The organism is Collinsella sp. AF36-3AT (assembly GCF_003475205.1).
GTDB lineage: Bacteria > Actinomycetota > Coriobacteriia > Coriobacteriales > Coriobacteriaceae > Collinsella > Collinsella aerofaciens_AF.
In genome coordinates, this window is sequence record NZ_QROZ01000004.1 from 94493 (window position 1) to 111985 (window position 17493).

Annotated in this window: 15 protein-coding genes; 2 read left to right on the plus strand and 13 right to left on the minus strand. The window is 60.0% G+C overall.

Going from position 1 to position 17493, the window contains the following annotated elements:
* Window positions 1-92: 92 nt before the first annotated feature.
* A complete protein-coding gene (locus DW003_RS05315; protein ID WP_117637246.1) occupies window positions 93-869 on the minus strand; it encodes a transposase in 777 nt (258 codons plus the stop codon).
* 332 nt (window positions 870-1201) lie between these two features.
* Between DW003_RS05315 and adhE the strand changes: the two genes are divergently transcribed.
* Window positions 1202-3850 (plus strand): bifunctional acetaldehyde-CoA/alcohol dehydrogenase, encoded by a 2649-nt coding sequence (adhE, locus tag DW003_RS05320; protein ID WP_055250041.1) that lies wholly within the window; start codon window positions 1202-1204, stop codon window positions 3848-3850.
* Window positions 3851-3938: 88 nt separating this feature from the next.
* Entirely contained in the window at window positions 3939-4703 is a 765-nt protein-coding gene (locus DW003_RS05325) for an aminoglycoside phosphotransferase family protein (RefSeq protein WP_006236119.1), read from the plus strand.
* Between the two features lie 176 nt (window positions 4704-4879).
* On the opposite strand, the gene DW003_RS05330 is transcribed toward DW003_RS05325, so the two are convergent.
* The 12 genes from DW003_RS05330 to trmFO form a co-directional block, all read right to left on the minus strand.
* Window positions 4880-6601 (minus strand): proline--tRNA ligase, encoded by a 1722-nt coding sequence (locus DW003_RS05330; protein WP_233502546.1) that lies wholly within the window; start codon window positions 6599-6601, stop codon window positions 4880-4882.
* Window positions 6602-7678: a flavodoxin-dependent (E)-4-hydroxy-3-methylbut-2-enyl-diphosphate synthase gene (gene ispG / locus DW003_RS05335; RefSeq protein WP_118387959.1), complete on the minus strand. Its 1077-nt coding sequence runs from the start codon at window positions 7676-7678 to the stop codon at window positions 6602-6604. It lies immediately after the preceding gene.
* 19 nt (window positions 7679-7697) lie between these two features.
* Window positions 7698-9059: an RIP metalloprotease gene (locus DW003_RS05340; protein ID WP_118387961.1), complete on the minus strand. Its 1362-nt coding sequence runs from the start codon at window positions 9057-9059 to the stop codon at window positions 7698-7700.
* Window positions 9060-9082: 23 nt separating this feature from the next.
* Entirely contained in the window at window positions 9083-10270 is a 1188-nt protein-coding gene (dxr, locus tag DW003_RS05345) for a 1-deoxy-D-xylulose-5-phosphate reductoisomerase (protein ID WP_118387963.1), read from the minus strand.
* A complete protein-coding gene (locus DW003_RS05350) occupies window positions 10270-11184 on the minus strand; it encodes a phosphatidate cytidylyltransferase (RefSeq protein WP_233502990.1) in 915 nt (304 codons plus the stop codon). The genes dxr and DW003_RS05350 overlap by 1 nt, the downstream gene beginning before the upstream one ends.
* Before the next feature lie 2 nt (window positions 11185-11186).
* Window positions 11187-11981: an isoprenyl transferase gene (locus DW003_RS05355; RefSeq protein ID WP_118387965.1), complete on the minus strand. Its 795-nt coding sequence runs from the start codon at window positions 11979-11981 to the stop codon at window positions 11187-11189.
* A 1-nt stretch (window position 11982) separates the two neighbouring features.
* Window positions 11983-12519 (minus strand): ribosome recycling factor, encoded by a 537-nt coding sequence (gene frr / locus DW003_RS05360; RefSeq protein ID WP_006236112.1) that lies wholly within the window; start codon window positions 12517-12519, stop codon window positions 11983-11985.
* A gap of 2 nt (window positions 12520-12521) precedes the next feature.
* A complete protein-coding gene (pyrH, locus tag DW003_RS05365; protein ID WP_040359955.1) occupies window positions 12522-13244 on the minus strand; it encodes a UMP kinase in 723 nt (240 codons plus the stop codon).
* A gap of 117 nt (window positions 13245-13361) precedes the next feature.
* Window positions 13362-14231, minus strand: coding sequence for a translation elongation factor Ts (gene tsf, locus DW003_RS05370; RefSeq protein WP_118387967.1), 870 nt, complete (start codon window positions 14229-14231; stop codon window positions 13362-13364).
* A gap of 45 nt (window positions 14232-14276) precedes the next feature.
* Window positions 14277-15005 (minus strand): 30S ribosomal protein S2, encoded by a 729-nt coding sequence (gene rpsB / locus DW003_RS05375; RefSeq protein ID WP_006236109.1) that lies wholly within the window; start codon window positions 15003-15005, stop codon window positions 14277-14279.
* Between the two features lie 219 nt (window positions 15006-15224).
* On the minus strand, window positions 15225-16145 hold the full coding sequence (locus DW003_RS05380; RefSeq protein WP_117716646.1) for a tyrosine recombinase XerC: 921 nt from the start codon (window positions 16143-16145) through the stop codon (window positions 15225-15227).
* Window positions 16142-17479: a methylenetetrahydrofolate--tRNA-(uracil(54)-C(5))-methyltransferase (FADH(2)-oxidizing) TrmFO gene (gene trmFO / locus DW003_RS05385; protein ID WP_118094263.1), complete on the minus strand. Its 1338-nt coding sequence runs from the start codon at window positions 17477-17479 to the stop codon at window positions 16142-16144. Before trmFO ends, DW003_RS05380 begins: the two co-directional genes overlap by 4 nt.
* Window positions 17480-17493 lie beyond the last annotated feature (14 nt).

The following is a 17493-nucleotide window of genomic DNA, read 5'->3' on the forward strand; positions in this document are numbered from 1 at the left end:
CCTTTTTGCACTCATTGGGGACAGACTTACATGAGTGTTTTCACGCATTGGGGACAGACGTAATGCATGCCGACTGCGGTTCGGCCCCTACCTCACGCTGCCTCCTTCCAGCCTACAGTGGCCTTGGTCACGCTTGTAGCGCCGATACCGGTGATACGGGCAATTTGCTTGACCGTGAGATGTGCCCGCCTGAGCCTCAGCAGACAGGCATCACGTTCGGAGCGTGGCAGGGCCTTGAGCAGCGCAGGATCCATGCTCGGCAAAACTTCGCGCGCAACGGAAAGGGCGTCCTCATCGGGGATCCGTCGGCGCGGAAGAATCTCCACTGACCAGATGCGCCCGGCAACTTCCTCGAGATGCTCGCAATAGCAACGAGAGCCTCCGACAATATCGAGCATAGGAGCCGCGTCACAGATATCAAAGGGATCGTATCCCAGCTGGTATGCCTTGTAGCTTGACCAGCGGTAGGCATCGAGCGAGTCGAGCACACCTTTCACAGGATTGAGATGGATATAATCGAGCAACTGCACCGCCTGCGTGTCCGACTCGACCGCGATCCGCGAATAGCGATTATCAAACAGGTGACCCGTTCTTCCCGTTTTTCCATTGAAATACTTGGCATAGGCCGTCAGCGCGCACTGCATTGCCTTTGAAAGGTTGTCATATGGGTCATCAACCATCAAATGGAAGTGATTATCCATAAGGCACCAGGCCAACACCGCCACGTCATGGCACGCAAACCTGTCTGAGATGTCCGATAAGAAACGATAGCGGTCGGAATCATCTTCAAAAATGATCTGTTTGGAGTTGCCGCGGTCAAAGACGTGGTAATAGCCGGTGAGCGATATTTCGCGGGCGCATCGGGGCATGGCCTCTCCTTTCAAAGCCGTACAGGCAACACCTAAAAGGAGAGAAGGAACGCGAAATGCTGAGCCTGTGACCTATTTATATCCAATCTGCGCCAAAAACAGGCCCAGAACGGCAAAATGACAAATCCATGTCTGTCACAAATGAGTGAAAGCACTCATGTAAGTCTGTCCCCAATGAGCGGGGCAATGCAATAGGCAGATAGTTATAGTTGAAACGTTTCAGTTGATTGAAACGTTTTAGTATGCCTTTTACGGGAATCTTACCGTTTACCGAATTATTTCTTGCTATCATGCAAGACGTAGGGTAAATCTCCGATCGCAAGGAGACACAAATGGTGAAAAAGTCACCGGAAAACACTACTCCCGCAATTGTGGACAACGTAGAGGCGCTTGAGGCTAAGCTCGCTCAGATGCGAGAGGCCCAGGCGCTTTTTGCTACGTACACGCAGGAGCAGGTCGACAAGATCTTCTATGAGGCCGCCATGGCCGCCAACAAGGCTCGTATCCCGTTGGCGAAGATGGCCATCGAGGAGACCGGCCGCGGCGTTCTTGAGGACAAGGTCATCAAGAACCACTACGCCGCAGAGTACATCTACAACGCTTACAAGAACACCAAGACCTGTGGTGTCCTGGAGCGCGACGAGGCTTATGGCATCACCAAGATCGCCGAGCCCATCGGTATCGTGGGCGCCGTCATCCCGACGACCAACCCCACCTCCACTGCGATCTTCAAGACGCTGATCAGCCTGAAGACCCGCAACGCCATCATCATCTCCCCGCACCCGGCTGCCGCCAAGTGCACCATCGCCGCCGCCAAGCTCGTGCTTGACGCCGCCGTCAAGGCCGGCGCCCCCGAGGGTATCATCGGCTGGGTCGATGTCCCCTCCATCGAGCTGACCAACATGGTCATGCGCGACGTCGACATCATCCTCGCCACCGGTGGCCCGGGCATGGTCAAGGCCGCCTACTCCTCGGGCAAGCCCGCCCTGGGCGTTGGCGCCGGTAACACCCCGGTCGTCATCGACGACACCGCCGACGTGCTGCTCGCCGTCAACTCCATCATCCACTCCAAGACCTTCGACAACGGCATGATCTGCGCTTCCGAGCAGTCCGTGACCGTCATCGACACCATCTATGACCAGGTTAAGGCCGAGTTCCAGAAGCGCGGCTGCTACTTCGTCAAGCAGGGTGCCGAGATGGAGGCCCTGCGTGCCGCCATGTTCAAGAATGGCGCCCTCGATCACCGCATCCCCGGCATGGCTGCCGCCAAGATCGCCGAGCTCGCCGGCATCGAGGTTCCCGCCAAGACCAAGATCCTGATCGCCGAGGTCACCTCCACCGACCCCGCCAAGGAAGAGTTCTCCCACGAGAAGCTTTCCCCGGTCCTGGCCATGTATCACGCCAAGGACTTCCAGGAGGCAGTCGACAAGGCCGAGCACCTGGTGCTCGCCGGTGGCCCGGGCCACACCGCCTCTCTGTACGTGCACCCCGCTCAGGCCGAGAAGATCAGCCTGTTCGAGCACGTCATGAAGGCCTGTCGTATCGTCATCAATACCCCGTCCTCGCACGGCGGCATCGGTGACCTGTACAACTTTGGCATGAAGCCGTCTCTGACCCTGGGCTGCGGCTCCTGGGGCGGCAACTCCGTCTCCGAGAACGTTGGGGTGAAGCACTTGATCAACGTTAAGACTGTGGCCGAGCGCCGTGAGAACATGCTGTGGTTCCGCGCTCCCGAGAAGGTCTACTTCAAGAAGGGTTCCACGCCCGTCGCCCTCGACGAGCTCGGTACCGTCATGGGCAAGAAGCGCGCCTTCATCGTCACCGACCAGTTCCTCTTCAAGAATGGCAACACCCGCGCCATCGAGGCCAAGCTCGACGAGATGGGCATCGCCCACGACTGCTTCTACGACGTCGAGCCCGATCCGTCGCTGCAGTGCGCACGTCGCGGCGCCAAGCAGATGGCTCTCTTTGAGCCTGACGTCATCATCGCCGTCGGCGGTGGCTCCGCTATGGACGCCGGCAAGATCATGTGGATGATGTACGAGCACCCCGAGTGCAAGTTTGAGGACATGGCCATGGACTTCATGGACATCCGCAAGCGTATCTTCACTTTCCCCGAGATGGGCAAGAAGGCCTACTTCGTCGCCGTCCCGACCTCTTCGGGTACCGGCTCCGAGTGCACGCCGTTCGCCATCATCACCGACAAGGAGACCGGCATCAAGTGGCCGCTCGCCGACTACGCGCTGCTCCCCAACATGGCTATCGTCGACGCCGACAACTGCATGACCGCCCCGCGCGGCCTGACCGCTGCCTCCGGCATCGACGTCATGACCCACGCCATCGAGTCCTACGTCTCCATCATGGCTTCCGACTACACCAAGGGCCTCTCCGAGCGCGCTGCTAAGCTCGTCTTCGAGAACCTGCCCTCCAGCTTCACGAACGGCGCCAAGGACCCGCATGCCCGCGAGGAGATGCACAACGCCTCTTGCATGGCCGGTATGGCCTTCGCCAACGCCTTCCTGGGCCTCAACCACTCCATGGCTCACAAGCTCGGCGCCTTCCATCACCTGCCCCACGGCCTCGCCAACGCCGTCATCCTGACCCGCGTTATGCGCTACAACGCCGCCGAGGCTCCCGTCAAGATGGGCACGTTCTCCCAGTATCCTTACCCCAACGCGCTGCACAACTACGCCGAGATGGCCAAGTACTGCGGCATCGAGGGCAAGGACGACAAGGAGGTCTTCGAGAACTTCATCACGAAGCTCGAGGAGCTCAAGGACTTCATCGGTGTCAAGAAGACCATCGCCGACTACGGTGTTGACGAGCAGTACTTCCTCGACACCCTCGACGAGATGACCGAGCAGGCATTCAACGACCAGTGCACCGGCGCTAACCCGCGCTACCCGCTCATGAGTGAGATCAAGGAGCTCTACCTGGACGCCTACTACGGCCGCGAGCCTCAGGACTACGCCGTCTGCTAGTTTTAGCACGGTTTTTAACGGCGGGGGTGCACGGGTGTTTCACACACCCCCGCCGTCGCTTCTATCGCATCGTTGAAAGGATGCAACCATGCTGCTACCCGATTCCAAGACCGAGCTCGTCCGCCGTGGCAACAAGGTCGTTTACGACCTGGGCGACAAGATTGTCAAGGTCTTTAACGAGACCAAGCCTGTCTCCGACGTGTTCAACGAGGCTTTGAATCTTGCCCGCATCAATGAGTGCGGCATCCGCAGCCCCAAGGCTCTCGAGGTTTCCCAGCTCGAGAACGCCAACGGCTGGGCGCTCGTGACCGAGAAGGTTCCGGGCACCACCCTTGCCGAGAAGATGACTGCCGAGCCCCAGCGCTTTGGTGAGTATCTCGAGATGTTCGTCGACCTCCAAATCGAGATCCACGGCTACACCTCCCCGCTGCTCAACCGTCAGCGCGACAAGTTCGCCCGCATGATCGACAGCCTTGATCAGCTCAATGCCACCACGCGCTACAACCTTCAGGAGCGTCTGGACGGCATGACCAAGGAGTTCAAGGTCTGCCACGGCGACTTCAACCCCTCCAACGTCATCGTCGGCGACGACGGCCAGCTCTATGTGTGCGACTGGGCACACGCCACCCAGGGCTCCCCTGCTGCCGACGTTGCCACCACCTACCTGCTCTTCGCCCTCAACAGCAAGGATCAGGCCGAGGCCTACCTGGAGCTCTACTGCGACCGCGCCGACATGCCCATGCAGGTCGTGCGTCAGTGGACGAGCATCGTCGCCGCTTCCGAGCTCGCTCGTAAGCGCAACGTGAACGATGAGTTCCTGAAGAACTGGATCGACGTCGTCGATTATCAGTAATATCTGAGCGATTTATTTCGCATCGGAGGCACAAGAAAACCCCGCAGCTCATATGGGCTGTGGGGTTTTCCTTTACCCATCGAGTTTATTCACGCAACAAAATAGACTGCTCCGCATCTCTTCCTAAGAGAGATACGGAGCAGTCCCGCAATTACATCTAATAGCAGAAACGTCGATTAACGGCGGGCCGCCTTAACAAGCTCGGCAACCTTGGCGACGACCTCGTCAATCGCCACGTCCTCGCGCTCGCCCGTGGCACGGTCCTTGAGCTCAACGGTGCCATTCTTAAGGCCACGCTTGCCAAGCACCACCTGATACGGGAATCCCATAAGGTCGTTATCGGCAAACTTAAAGCCGGGACGCTCGTCACGGTCGTCGACGACGACCTCGATACCCTCGGCGCACAAGCCCTCGACGATTTGGTCGCAGACGGTTGCGCACTCCTCCTTCTTGGGATCGAGCGGAATCACAGCGACCTCGTACGGGGCAACGGAAACCGGCCAGACGATACCGTGCTCGTCGTTGTGCTGCTCCACGACGGCAGCAAGCGAGCGGGACACGCCCACGCCGTAGCAACCCATGATAAGCGGCTTCTCCTTGCCGTCCTCGTCCATAAAGGTGGCGCCCATGGCCTCGGAATACTTGGTACCCAGCTGGAAGACCTGCGAGACCTCGATGCCGCGAGCAGCAGAGAGCGGCTTGCCGCAGTGCGGGCAGGGATCGCCGGCAACGACGGTGACCAGATCTGCCCACTCATCGACGGTAAAGTCGCGCTCGGGGCAGGCACCGGTAAAGTGATAATCGACCTCGTTGGCACCGCAGGCCCACTGCTTGGACTCGCGCAGGCTCTCGTCGCACACCAGACGGATGCCCTCGGGCAAGTTAACCGGTCCGATAAAGCCCTTGTGCAGACCGTAGGTCTGAAGCTCCTCGTCCGTCATCATGCGATAACCCTTGCCAAAGACATGCTCGGCCTTGCAGTCGTTGAGCTCATGATCGCCCGGGACAATGGCCACAACCGGCTTGCCCTCGGCGTCGATGAGAGCCAGGGACTTGCGCGTGCCGTTCTCGGGGAAGCCGAAGAACTTGGCGACGGCCTCGATGGTGCCCATGCCCGGGGTCTCGACCTTGGTGAGCGTACCGTCGCCGGGGCCCTCGGTCACGACGACCTTTGTGCTTGCCGCCTCGTCATCGGCAGCAAAGCCACAGTCGTCGCAGTAGACGAGCGAGGCCTCGCCGGCGTCGGCCAGCGCCATGTACTCGACGGAGGTGTCGCCGCCGATCTCGCCGGAATCGGCAACGACGGGCAGGGCCTTGATGTAGCAGCGCTCGCAGATGTTAGCGTAGGCCTGCTTCATCTTGTCGTACTCCTCCTGCAGGCTCTCCTGCGTGGCGGAGAAGCTGTAGGCGTCCTTCATGATGAACTCGCGACCGCGCATCAGGCCAAAGCGGGGACGGAACTCGTCGCGGAACTTATCCTGGATGTGGTAGAGGTTGACGGGCAGCTGCTTATAGGAACGCAGTTCATTGCGCACCAGGGCGGTCACGGTCTCCTCGTGCGTGGGGCCGAGCACGAACTCGCGGCCGTGGCGGTCATCAAAGCGCACGAGTTCCTTGCCATAGGCATCGATACGGCCGGACTCGCGCCACAGCTCGGCATCGACCATGATAGGCATCATGAGCTCCTGGGCGCCGGCAGCGTCCATCTCGTCGCGCACAATGTTCTCGATCTTGCGAATCGAGCGCCACGCGAGCGGCAGATAGGAATAGAGACCAGCGGCCTCCTTGCGAATCATGCCGGCACGAAGCAGCAGGCGATGGCTCGCAAGCTCGGCGTCGGCCGGATCCTCTTTGAGCGTCGGAGCATACAGCTTAGACATATACATTGCTCGAGTCATTTATTTCTCCTCAATAAGCTTGTCGACCTCGGCCATAAGCGCGTCGACAATTTGGTCCTCAGCTACTTTACCAATGATCTGGCCGTGCGAAAAGAGCAGGCCCTGACCTCGTCCGCAGGCAACGCCCAAGTCGGCGTCAGAAGCCTCGCCGGGGCCATTGACCGCGCATCCCATAACGGCGATCGAAAGCGGCGCGGAGTAGTTCTTAAGCCGCTCGGTGACCTCCTCGGCGATAGGAATGAGGTTGACCTGGCAACGAGCACACGTGGGGCACGAGACAATCTCGGGGCCACGGCGGCGAAGGCCGAGCGACTGCAGAATACCCCAGGCGACCGGCGGCTCCTCGACCGGATCGGCCGTGAGCGAGACGCGCATGGTGTCACCAATGCCCTCGGACAGCAGAATACCCAGGCCCACTGAGCTTTTGATAGTGCCCTGCAGCTTAGTACCCGCCTCGGTTACGCCCAAGTGAAGCGGAACGTGAGGAATCTCACGCGACAGGGCGCGATAGGTGTCGAGCGTCGTGGACACGCTATGCGCCTTGGCGGAAAGCACGATATTGGTAAAGCCGCGATCCTCAAAATGCTTGACGAAACGCTCGCTCGACATCACGAGCTTTTCGGGCTGCGTAAGGTCATCGCGCTCTGCGATATCCTGCTCAAGCGAGCCCGCGTTCACGCCAATGCGAATCGCGCACCCAGCGGCGCCCGCGGCATCGATCACAGCATCGACCTTGGCCCAATCGCCGATATTGCCGGGATTGATGCGCAGCTTGGCAGCACCGGCCTCAACGGCACCAATGGCGAGCTTATGGTTAAAGTGGATATCGGCGACAATCGGCACCGGAGACTCCGCACAAATCGTGCGAAAGCCCTCGAGCGCAGCCTCGGTGGGCACGCTCACGCGCACAACATCGCAACCCGCCTGGGCAAGTGCACGCACTTGCGCAAGCGTTGCCTGGGCGTCGGCGGTATCGGTGCAGGTCATGGACTGAACCACCACCGGAGCGCCGCCGCCTATCTGCACGTCGCCCACAAACACGGGGCGCGTCAGGTCGCGCGGCAAAGGATGGGACAAAGACAATCCAAACACTCCCCTACAAAATAAATCGAAGGACGTCGGAACGAAGCATATAGACAAACAGCAGCGCAAAGAGCGCGATGCCGACATAGCTGACGATTGTCTGCACCTTCAGCGGCAGCTCGCGACCGGCAACCTTTTGGATGATCTCGATAACCAGCTTTCCCCCGTCGAGCGGAGGAATGGGCAGCAGGTTCATAAAGCCCAGTGAGAACGAGATGAGCGCGGCAAACGTCAAGAACGTCGCGGGACCGGCTGCCGCCGCCTGAGAAGACATGACGCTGATACCCACAATCGAGGTGGACTGATCGAGTATCTCCATCGTATGCTGCGGCTGCAGCAGACGCATAACGCCCTCAGCAGTCTGCTGAACATAGGAGAACGACAGACGCGCCGAGGTGATAGGGTCCAAATGGACCACCTGCGTAGAGGCATAAACGCCCAAACGTTCGTCCTCATTGAGCGCGACCGAGGTCGAAAGATTCTTGCCATCGCGCTGATATTCAATAGCGATATCGTCCTTGCCGGCAGCCTTGCCGATGGCATCATACACATCCATCCAGCTGGAGCAGGACACGCCATCGACACTAAGAATCGTGTCACCGGCCTCGATGCCCGCCTTGTCGGCTATCGAGCCTTCTTCGACCTGACCGATGACATTGCTATCGACCGGCACCGATACGCCGGCGATAGAGTAAATGCTCATAAGCAGCAAAAAGCCCGTCAGAATATTGACGAGAATGCCCGCGAGCAACATAAAGGCACGTTTGAGAAAACCCTGGCCAAGATAGGTATGCGAACGCTCCTGCTCAAAGAACTCCGAAGCAGTGACCGGCAGCTCCCACACATCGCCCTCAGTAGTTGCATGCTCTCGATCGAACCGGCGGCCGTCAAAGGTGGTATATCCCGCAGCGTCGCGCGGCAGCGTCTGGTACCTAACCGGATAGTAGCCAGGCGAAGGCTTCTCCCCCTCCTCGCACCAAGGCGCAATGGAACCCCAGCCCAAAAGCAAGGCACAAGCCTCGAGAACATCCTCCTCGGGCAGCTCCAGCTCAACGGAAAGGTCTGCAACCGAAACGCGACCATGGCGATAAATCGCGGCAAGCACACGGTCGGCGCACGAGACATCGGTCGGGTCCATACCGCAGATAGCGGCATAGCCACCAAGCAGCAGCGGCGTCATGCCAAACTTGGTACCGATGCGACGCGACGTATGATGAATGTCAAAGCGGCACGGCAGGCCCAAGAAAAACTCGGTGACGCGCACGCCGCACGCACGGGCCGCCAAAAAGTGGCCGCCCTCATGCAGAAACACGAGGACGGATAACATCAAAAGGCCCCAAAAGACCGAGGAAAGAACACTCAGAACAGTATCCATAAAACGAAAAGCAATCCTTACGATTAAGAGCGGGTTGCAGCAAGCACCTCGGCGGCCTTGGCACGAGCCCACGTATCGATATCGCGAAGCTGCTCAAACGATGCGACCGCCTGTGTATCGTGTGCATCCATGCACGACTCCACGATACGGTCGATATCGGTAAAGGTACAGGCATCGTGCAGGAAGGCATCGACGGCAACTTCGTTGGCGGCATTCAGCACGCATGGCATGGTGCCGCCCGTCTTGCCGGCACGCTCGGCTAGCGCCAGGCAGCGGAACGTGTCCATATCGGCGGCATCAAAGGTGAGCTGCCCCAACTCACGAAAATCAAGACGAGGCGCCGGAGTATCCCAACGCTCAGGATACGAGAAGGCAAACTGAATGGGAATACGCATATCGGAGGCGCCAAGGTGTGCCATCACGGAGCCGTCGGCAAACTCGACCATAGAGTGGATCTTTGACTGGCGCTGAACGACCACGTTGATAAAGTCGAGGTCGCAACCGAACAGGTGCATCGCCTCGATACGCTCCAGGCCTTTGTTCATGAGGGTAGCGGAGTCGATGGTGATCTTAGCGCCCATGGCCCACGTGGGATGTGCCAGCGCATCGGCGCGTGTCACGCGATTGAGCTCGTCGCGCGTACGGCCAAAGAACGGACCACCCGAGCAAGTGAGCCAGATGCAGTGAACCTCGCGCGGATTCTCCCCCAGATAGCACTGGTAGATGGCGGAGTGCTCGGAGTCGACCGGAATGAGCTGACCCGGCTGCGCCAACGGCATAAGCAAGTCGCCACCGACGACGAGGGACTCCTTGTTGGCAAGGGCAAGGCGCTTATTCGAGGTCAAGGCCGCATGGCTCGCCTCGAGACCGGCGGCGCCCACAATAGCGACGAGCACGCAGTCGACATCGTCGCGACGCGCGAGCTCGCAAACCGCCTGCGCGCCAACGCCGAGCTGTGTGCCCTCGGGCAACTCCTGCAGCACGGCGTCATCGCCATGAGCGACATCGGCAACGGCAACCGCCGGAACCGAGAACTCGCGGGCAGCGGCAACGAGCTCCGAGGTGCTGGAATTAACGGACAGCGCCGTCACCTGCAGTCGATCGGCATGCTGACGGCATACATCGAGTGCCTGCGTGCCGATAGAGCCCGTACAACCCAGGATGGCAACGCGAAGGCGTCCATCGGGGCCATACGTCGTCTGAAACGCCATTACAGCACGCCTCCGATCATCAGCAACAGCTGCGCGGTGATGCAGCCGAAGATAAGCGAATCGCTACGATCGAGCATTCCGCCGTGGCCCGGGATAAGGTTGCCGGAATCTTTGACGCCCACACCGCGCTTGATGCGCGACTCGATAAGGTCGCCGATAACGCCCAGAATGGACACGACCACGCCGCACAGCAGCGCATAGGGCAGGCTGAGCTTGTAGAAGTGCGTCGCCCACAGGATAAGCCAAATCAAAACCGAGCCCAAGATGCCGCCGGCAAACCCCTCCCAGCTCTTTTTGGGAGAGATCTTGGGAACCATCTTGTGCTTGCCGATACGGCTGCCCACGATGTAGGCAAACGAATCGGAAACCCAAAGGGACGCGCAAACGCCCACTGAAAGCAGGGCGCCGGCAAAACCGGGCACGGCATCGCGCAGCAGCACGATAGCCGACAGCATAAAGCCAGTGTAGATGGGACCCATGAGCGTCACGGCCACATCAGAGATGCGGGTACGCGGCGACCAGACATACCAAATGCCCACAGCGAGCATCAAGGCAAAAAGCAGGGCATTCAGCAACATCGAATCGCCCAACGCCGACAGCGGAAAGAGTACGGCGGCAGCGATACCCATGCGCTCGTTAGCCATCTTGCCATCGAGCCTTGTCATACGGAAAAACTCATAGCAGCACAGACCGCTCATGACAGAAACAAAGATGGCCGTGGGCACGATACCCAAAACCAGGCACAGGATAAAGACAACGGCGTAGACGATACCGGCGGCGGCACGGGTAATAAAGCCCGCCAGCCACGAACCGGTGCCGCTCTTTGCTGCAGGTGCTCCCGCAGCGGCAGCCTTGCGCGCAGGCGCCGCGGAAACCGGCGTCTTGGGAGCAGATGCCTTGGGACGATCGGACACGATTAAGCCTCCTCGGTCTTGCTCAGTCCACCAAACCTACGGTCACGGCCCTGATAGGCCAAAATGGCGTCGACAAGGCCCCAACGATCAAAGTCGGGCCAATAGGTATCGGTGACGTAGAATTCGGAATAAGCCACCTGCCAAAGCAGATAGTTCGAAAGGCGCAGCTCACCAGAGGTGCGAATCACAAGCTCAGGATCGGGAAGACCGGCGGTATAGAGGTGGGAAGCCACCATGTCGTCATCAATCGCGGCAGGATCGATCTTACCGGCGGCAGCGTCGAATGCGATCTGACGGACAGCGCGGGTAATCTCGGCACGCGCGCCGTAGTTGACGGCAAGCGCCAGCGTCATACCGGTGTGATTGGCGCACTCGGCTAGACCGCGTTCAAAAACGTCGCGAGTCTTCTTGGGCAGCGCTGAAATATCACCCAAAAAGACAACACGCACGTTTTCGCGCTTCAGAAGCGGCAGCTCGTCGATAAACGTCTTGGCAAACAGATGCATCAAGACGTTGACCTCATGCTGCGGACGGTTCCAGTTTTCGGTAGAAAACGCATAGGCAGAAAGCACGTCGACGCCCAGGCGCACGCAGGCGGTAATGATCTCGCGCAGCGAGAGGATACCCGCCTTGTGGCCCTCAGTGCGCGCAAGACCGCGCGACGTGGCCCAACGACCGTTGCCGTCCATGATGCACGAGATATGGTGCGGAATGTTATTGAGGTCAAGGTCGGAAAAACCGACGCCCGCAGGGGCGTCGGCAAAGTACTCGACCAGTTTATGCTCGTCGTATTGCACCTTAGATCTCCATGACCTCGGCTTCTTTTTCCTTCAGAAGCTCCTCGACCTTGGCGACATACTCATCGGTGTGCTTCTGGACCTTGGCCTGCTCGCGACGGACATCGTCCTCGGTGAGCTCCTCATCGCGCTCGAGCTTGTTGTTAAAGTCGCGACGGATGTTACGGATAGACACCTTGGCCTGCTCGGCGTACTCGCGGCACTCCTTGACGAGCTCGCGACGGCGCTCCTCAGTGGGAGCCGGGAACGGAAGACGAACGACGGTGCCATCGGAGTTGGGGGTAATACCCAGATCGGAAGCGCCGATGGCCTTGACGATAGCATTGATGAGCGCCTTGTCCCACGGCTCGATGAGCAGCATGTGGGCCTCGGGGGTCTTGACGGCGGCAACCTGCGTGACCGGCGTGGGAACACCGTAATAATCGACGGTGATGTCGGACAGAATGTTGGCATTGGCGCGGCCGGTACGAACCTTGGAGAAGTTATGCTTGAGGGACTCGAGCGACTTGTCCATATGGGCGGTGATGTTCTCTGCCATGCTTAATCCTCCTGATAGACGAGCGTGCCGACGGGCTCACCCGCGAGCGCGCGCTTGACGGTGTCCTCGCCATCGATGTTGAGGACCAAAATCGGCATACGGTTATCCTGGCACAGTGCCGTAGCCGTGGAATCCATAACCTGCAGACCGCGGACGAGAACCTCGTGATAGGTAATCTTGTCAAAACGGACGGCATCGGCGCACTTGACGGGATCCTTGTCGTAGATGCCGTCAACCTTGGTGGCCTTAATCAGAATCTCCGCACCGATCTCGCAGGCGCGAAGGGCCGCGGCGGTGTCAGTCGTAAAGTACGGATTGCCCGAGCCGGCGGCGAAGATAACGACATTACCCTTGGACAGGTGGTTGATAGCACGACGACGAATATAGGGCTCGCAGATCTCGTTCATCTGGATAGCGCTCATCACGCGGCAGGGAACATCGTTATGCTCGAAGGCATCCTGCAGGGCGAGCGCGTTCATAACGGTTGCCAGCATGCCCATGTAGTCGGCCTGAGCACGCTCCATGCCACCGGCAGCGCCGGCCATGCCACGGAAAATATTGCCGCCGCCGACAACGACGCCGACCTCATGGCCAACGGCGAGCAGCTCCTTGACCTGCTTGGCAAGATGGTCGGTAACCTTGGGGTCAATGCCATATTGGCCGTCGCCCATCAGTGCTTCGCCGGAAAGCTTAAGAAGCACGCGTTTATATCGGATGTCGGACAAAGCGATCCTCCTTTAATTAGACTCTCAATATGATATCAAAGGCTCTGATAAGAGCCATGAAAAAGCAGGCTGTGAGTAAAACCCACAGCCTGCTCATTACCAGCTACAAGAGCTTATTTACTCGCCACGGACCAGACGGTCAAAGGCAACGACGGTAATGGTGTCGCCGAGCTCCTTGGAGACCCGCTCAGCGTACTTCTTGATGGTGAGGGAGCTGTCCTTGATGAACTCCTGCTCGGTGAGCACGGACTGCTTGTAGAACTTCTCCAGACGACCAACAGCCATCTTCTCCTGGATAGCCTCGGGCTTGCCGGACTCGGCAGCCTGGGCCATGTAGATCTGCTTCTCGTGCTCGACGGTCTCGGCCGGAACCTGATCGCGGGTGGCGCAGATCGGTGCGACGGCGGCAACCTGAAGGGCAACGTCGTGAGCGAAGGTCTTGAAGGACTCAGCCTGAGCGGTCTCGGCCTTCTCGAAGGCGAACTCGACGAGGACGCCGATCTTACCACCCATGTGGATGTAAGAAGCGAGCGCGCCGTTCTCGGCCTTGCGGGCAGCGAAGCGGGAGATCTTCATGTTCTCGCCCATGATGTGAATCATCTCGGTGAGCTCGGAGGAAACGGTCTCCTCGCCCATCGGCTTCTCGAGCAGAGCGTCGACGTCAGCAGGCTCGGTGGTAGCGACAACCTCAGCGACCTTGGAAGCAAAGCCAGTGAACTTGGCGTTGGAGCCAACGAAGTCGGTCTCGCAGGAGAGCTCGAGCAGAGCGCCGGTCTTGCCATCCTCGGAGACGAACGCGGCGACAGCGCCCTCGTTGGTCTCACGGCCAGCCTTCTTGGCAGCCTTGGCAAGGCCGTTCTTACGCAGAACGTCGACAGCGGCGTCCATGTCGCCGTCAGCCTCGACGAGAGCCTTCTTGCACTCCATCATCGGGGAGTCGGTCATCTCGCGGAGCTGCTTGACCATAGCGGCGGTAATCTGGGCCATTGTGGTTCCTTTCAAAGAGATGAAAAAGAATTAACTAAGACTGATTTACTCGGCCTTGGGCTCAGCGGCCATCTCGGCCTCGGAGACCTGCTCCTTGCCGGAGCCAGCGAGGCAGGCGTCAGCCATGAGCTCGCACATAAGGGTGACAGCAGAGATAGCGTCATCGTTGCAGGGGATGCCGTACTCGACCTCGTCGGGATCGGAGTTGGTGTCGATCAGAGCGACGACGGGGATGTTCAGGCGCTGAGCCTCCTTGATGGCGTTCTCCTCGCGCTTGGTGTCGATGACGAAGAGAGCCTGGGGCAGACCCTTCATGTCGCGGGCACCACCGAGGTTGGTCTGGAGCTTGGTGAGCTCCTTGCCGAGAACAGCCTGCTCCTTCTTGGGGAGCACTGCCATGCGGCCGTCCTCGACCATGGCCTCGAGCTCCTCCATGCGGTTGATGCGGGAGCGGATGGTGACGAAGTTGGTCAGCATGCCGCCGAGCCAACGCTGGTTGATGTAAGGCATGTTGGCGCGCTCAGCAGCGTTCTTGACGGCCTCCTGAGCCTGCTTCTTGGTGCCGACGAACAGCACGTTGCCGCCCTTGGCGACGTTCTTGACGAAGGTGTAGGCCTGATCGGCGTCGAGGATGGTCTGCTTGAGGTCGAGGATGTAGATGCCGTTGCGCTCACCGAAGATGAACGGCTTCATCTTGGGGTTCCAGCGACGGGTCTGGTGACCGAAGTGGCAGCCGGCCTCGAGCAGGGTGCGGATATTAATCTTGGTAGCCATGTTAAACCTCCTGTGGTTTGCCTCCGCGCGGGGTCATCCTCCAAAACCAACCCGGACATGTGCTACCAAAGCCCGGGCACCACGGTATGAAGTAGCCGCGCGTGCGTGATAAAAACCTGTTGCCGTGAAGCAACCCGATGAATGATAGCAGGAATGCATCTTCCTGCCAACCCGCAATCAAAACCACACACCTGAGCGCGGCGCGGGACGTCCCAGCCACTATTCGCCGCGGGGATGGGCTTGAGCCACAGCCCGCTTAAGCCGATCGGGTGTGAGATGCGTGTAGATCTGCGTCGTGGACAGGCTCGCATGACCCAGCAGCTCTTGAACCGAGCGCAGGTCCGCGCCGCCCTCGAGCAAGTCGGTCGCAAAGGTATGGCGCATCGCATGCGGGGCGATGTCGGCCGGAATGCCGGCGAGCGTCGCCAGCGTATGGAACCGCCGCCTGAGCATGGCTGCACTCATGCGATTACCGCGCGCCGATATAAGCAGCGGATGCGGCCCGGTAGCGGGGTCACGACGCTTTGCCTGAGCGAGCAACTTCGGCCTCCCCTCCTCAATATAGAGACGCGTCGCCTCGAGCGCACGACGATACAGGGGGACGATACGTTCTTTGCTCCCCTTGCCCCACAGGCGCAGCGTGCGTTCGGACCACGCAATGGACTCCACATTGAGTGCTGCGAGCTCTGAGATACGGGCGCCCGAGGCATAGAGCAGCTCGAGCATCGCCGCATCGCGCAGTCCCGCGGGTGTTGAGGTATCAGGCGTCTTGAGCAGCGCATCGACCTGCTTGATCGTAAGGACGCCCGGCAGGTCACGCGGCAGCTTGGGCGATGCGATCGCCGAGACTGCATCGCCCTCGACAATCCCCTCGGCAGCCATCCAGCGATAGAGCGATCGGATAGCCGAAAGGTGCGCCGCAAGCGTTCGGGGAGCCACCTGTTCACGCGAAAGCTCGGCAAGATAGCGACGAATGGTGCGCACGTCGGCAGCGAAGGCATCGATATCCTCGCGCTCGCACCAGGCAGCAAAGCGCTCCAGCCTCGAGCCATAGGCCGTCACCGTGTTGGGAGAAAGTCCCTCGACACGTGCGATATAGGCGATAAACGAGTCGACGGCATCGTACAGGTCAAAGGCTATGACCGGTCGCCTCCAAACAGATCGGGGCGAGTGGCCAGATAGGCATCAAGAGCCTCGAGCGCACGGTCCGCATACGCCTGGTAGCGGTCGCGCTTGCTGCGACGCTTACCGTCCTCGAGCGGCGGCACCAGGCCAAAGTTGACATGCATGGGCTGGTAGCCCACGGTGGCAGGATCGGTCGCATAGCCCACGAGCGCGCCCAGGGCGCCCACGCGGGGCAACTCGACGCCCGCGGCGCCGATAGCCTCGGCATAGGTGTTGAGCGCCGCGAGCAGACCGGTCGCCACGGCTTCCATGTACCCCTCGGTGCCGGTGATCTGACCGGCCAGGCGCACGCCGGTACCAGGCACGGCAAAGGTGCCATCGAGCACGTGCGGGGCGTCGACAAAGGTATTACGGTGCATGACACCGTAGCGGAAGAACTCAGCGTTCTCCAGGCCCGGCACCATATGGAAGACGCGCTTCTGCTCGCCAAAGGTCAAGTTGGTCTGGAAGCCCACCAGGTTATAGGCGGTCTTCTCCTTATTCTCGGCACGCAGCTGAATCGCCGCCCAGGGACGACGACCGGTTCGCGGGTCGGTGAGGCCGACGGGCTTCATGGCGCCAAAGCGAATGGCGTCCTTGCCGGTGCGCGCAACTTCCTCGGCAGGCTGGCAGGCCTGGAACAGATCGCCGCCCTCAAAGTCCTTGAGCACCACGCGGTCTGCCGTGGTAAGCGCCTCGATAAAGGCCTCGTACTCCTCCTTGTTGAGCGGAGCGTTGAGATAGTCGCCGCTCCCCTGCTCCTCGTAGCGCGACTGCGAGAACAGCACGTCCATATCGAGCGTGGAGGCATCGACGATCGGCGCCGCGGCGTCGAAGAACGCAAGGGCGTCGCCACCGACGAGCTTCATGACCTCTTCGCTCAGCGCCGGCGAGCACAAGGGGCCGGCGGCAATGACCACGTGACCTTCGGGAATCTGCGTGACCTCGCCGTGAATGATCTCGATATTGGGACGGGCGGCAACCTCGGCCTCGACAAGCTCGGAAAACTTGACGCGGTCGACCGCCAGGGCACCGCCGGCGGGAACAGCCGCGCGATGGGCGCAATCGAGCAGGACTGAACCCATGCGCTCAAGCTCGGCCTTCAGCAAACCAGCCGCGGAATCCGGACGGGTCGACTTAAACGAATTGGAACAGACGAGCTCTGCCAGGTGATCGGTATGGTGGGCCGGGGAGCTCACCTGGGGGCGCATCTCGCACAGCTTTACGGAAAACCCGCGATCCGCCAGCTGAATCGCGCACTCCGAACCCGCCAGACCGCCACCGATAACCGTCACCTGATCAAACAGCATCTGCAAACACCTTT